Consider the following 1,998-nt stretch of genomic DNA (forward strand, 5'->3'; position numbering starts at 1 on the left):
GTATCCGCCGCCTTGGACCGACCGGCACATGGAGGGCGGCGTCGCGGGTCGATGGCTCTCGCCTTCGTCGGCACCGCCTTTCGCGGACAGCAGGAGGAACGGGTGGGGGGAGCGCGTGGGGTCGCATCCGAACACCCTTCGCATCCACGTCGCCATCAGGTATGTGAACGTTGGCTGCCATCATGAACGATGGCGGCGGGTCGTGACCGTAGGGGCGGTCCGACGGCCAGTCAAGGCCCTGTGCGGCCGCGGCCGGAACCGGTTGGCCCGCGTCGGCGGGAATGGCAGGCGGATACGGTTCGTTGAGGGTGACGAGGAGCGAGGGAGGACGATCACCGTGGCCGATCCGCAGGGGCTGTACGAGTACGTACCGGGAGGTGCCGAAGCCGTTGACGAAGCGGTCGGCGACACCGGACCTGTCCTGCTCTACTACTTCGAGGGCTACATGGACGCCGGCGAGACCGGCCAGCAGATCGCCCAGCAGCTGCTGGACCGGCTCGACAACCAGCTCATCGTGCGCTTCGACGCCGACCGGCTGATCGACTACCGCGCCCGCCGCCCCCTGATGACCTTCGAGCGCGACCACTGGTCGTCGTACGAAGAGCCCCGCATCGACCTCTACCTGGTGCGGGACACCACCGGCACCCCGTTCCTGCTGCTCACCGGCTCCGAGCCGGACGTGGAATGGGAGCGTTTCAGTGCCGCCGTCCTCCAGGTGATCGAGCGGCTCGGCGTCCGCCTGGCCATCAACTTCCACGGCATCCCGATGGGAGTTCCGCACACCCGCCCGGTCGGCCTGACCCCGCACGGCAACCGCGTGGACCTGATGCCCGGGCACCGCGCCTGGTTCGACGAGGCGCAGGTCCCCGGCAGCGCCGCCAGTCTCGTCGAGCTGCGGCTGGCCGAAGCCGGCCGTGACGTCCTCGGCGTCGCCGCCCACGTGCCGCACTACCTCGCGCGCTCGCCCTACCCGGACGCCGCGCTCGCCGTGCTGGAGACCATCACCGCCGCGACCGGGCTGGTCCTGCCCGACGTGGCACACGCGCTGCGCCGCGAGGCACACACCGTCCGCGTCGAGATCGACCGCCAGGTCGCCGAGGGCGACAGCGAACTCGTCTCCGTCGTACGCGGCTTGGAGAGCCAGTACGACGCGGTGGCCGGCTCCCAGAGCCGCGAGAGCCTCATCGCCGAACCCGTCGACCTCCCCTCCGCGGACGACCTGGCCGCCGAGTTCGAGCGGTTCCTCGCGGACCAGGAAGACGATGGGCGCTGATCCGGTAGCGGGCCGCCCAGGCCGTAACGGCCGTAAGCTCTGCCCATGCTGAACGTGGGGCTGACCGGGGGCATCGGTGCCGGCAAGAGCGAGGTGACCCGCCTGCTCGGGTCGTACGGCGCGACCCTGGTGGACGCCGACCGCATCGCGCGGGAGGTGGTGGCGCCGGGTACGCACGGACTCGCCGCGGTGGTCGAGGAGTTCGGTCCGGGCGTGCTGGGCGAGGACGGCAGCTTGGACCGCCCGAAGCTCGGCGCGATCGTCTTCGCCGACGAGGCGCGCCGCAAAGCGCTCAACGCGATCGTGCACCCCCTGGTCGCGGACCGCTCCGCCGAACTCCAGCAGGCCGCGGGCCCGGACGCGGTCGTCGTACACGACGTTCCGCTGCTCACCGAGAACGGCCTCGCCCCGCGCTACGACCTGGTCGTCGTCGTGGACGCCGCCCCCGCCACGCAACTCGACCGGCTGGTCCGGCAGCGCGGCATGGCCGAGCCGGAGGCCCGCGCCCGGATGGCCGCGCAGGCCACCCGGGACGAGCGCCTCGCGATCGCGGACCTGGTGATCGACAACGACGGTCCGCTGGAGGACCTCGAACCGCAGGTGCGGGAGATCTGGCGGCGGCTGCGGGAGCGCGCGGGCAGGTCCGCGGAGGAGTAGGGCCGTGGAGGAGTAGGGCCGCCGCGGGCGGCGCGGGCATGGCGGACCCGGGCGGGGCGGATCAGGGC

General features: G+C 72.2%; 2 protein-coding genes. Both read left to right on the plus strand.

Annotated elements, in window-relative coordinates:
* Positions 1 to 337: 337 nt before the first annotated feature.
* Entirely contained in the window at positions 338 to 1,273 is a 936-nt protein-coding gene (locus AC13HU_RS36320; protein WP_483046262.1) for a PAC2 family protein, read from the plus strand.
* Positions 1,274 to 1,318: 45 nt separating this feature from the next.
* Positions 1,319 to 1,930: a dephospho-CoA kinase gene (gene coaE, locus AC13HU_RS36325; protein WP_483046263.1), complete on the plus strand. Its 612-nt coding sequence runs from the start codon at positions 1,319 to 1,321 to the stop codon at positions 1,928 to 1,930.
* The last annotated feature ends 68 nt before the right edge of the window (positions 1,931 to 1,998 follow it).

The sequence above is a fragment of the Streptomyces sp. NH27 genome (assembly GCF_056859195.1).

Bases quoted from the DNA above. Each gene is read 5' to 3' on its own strand.
- coaE (WP_483046263.1), top strand. From the start codon at position 1,319: ATGCTGAACGTGGGGCTGACCGGGGGCATCGGTGCCGGCAAGAGCGAG.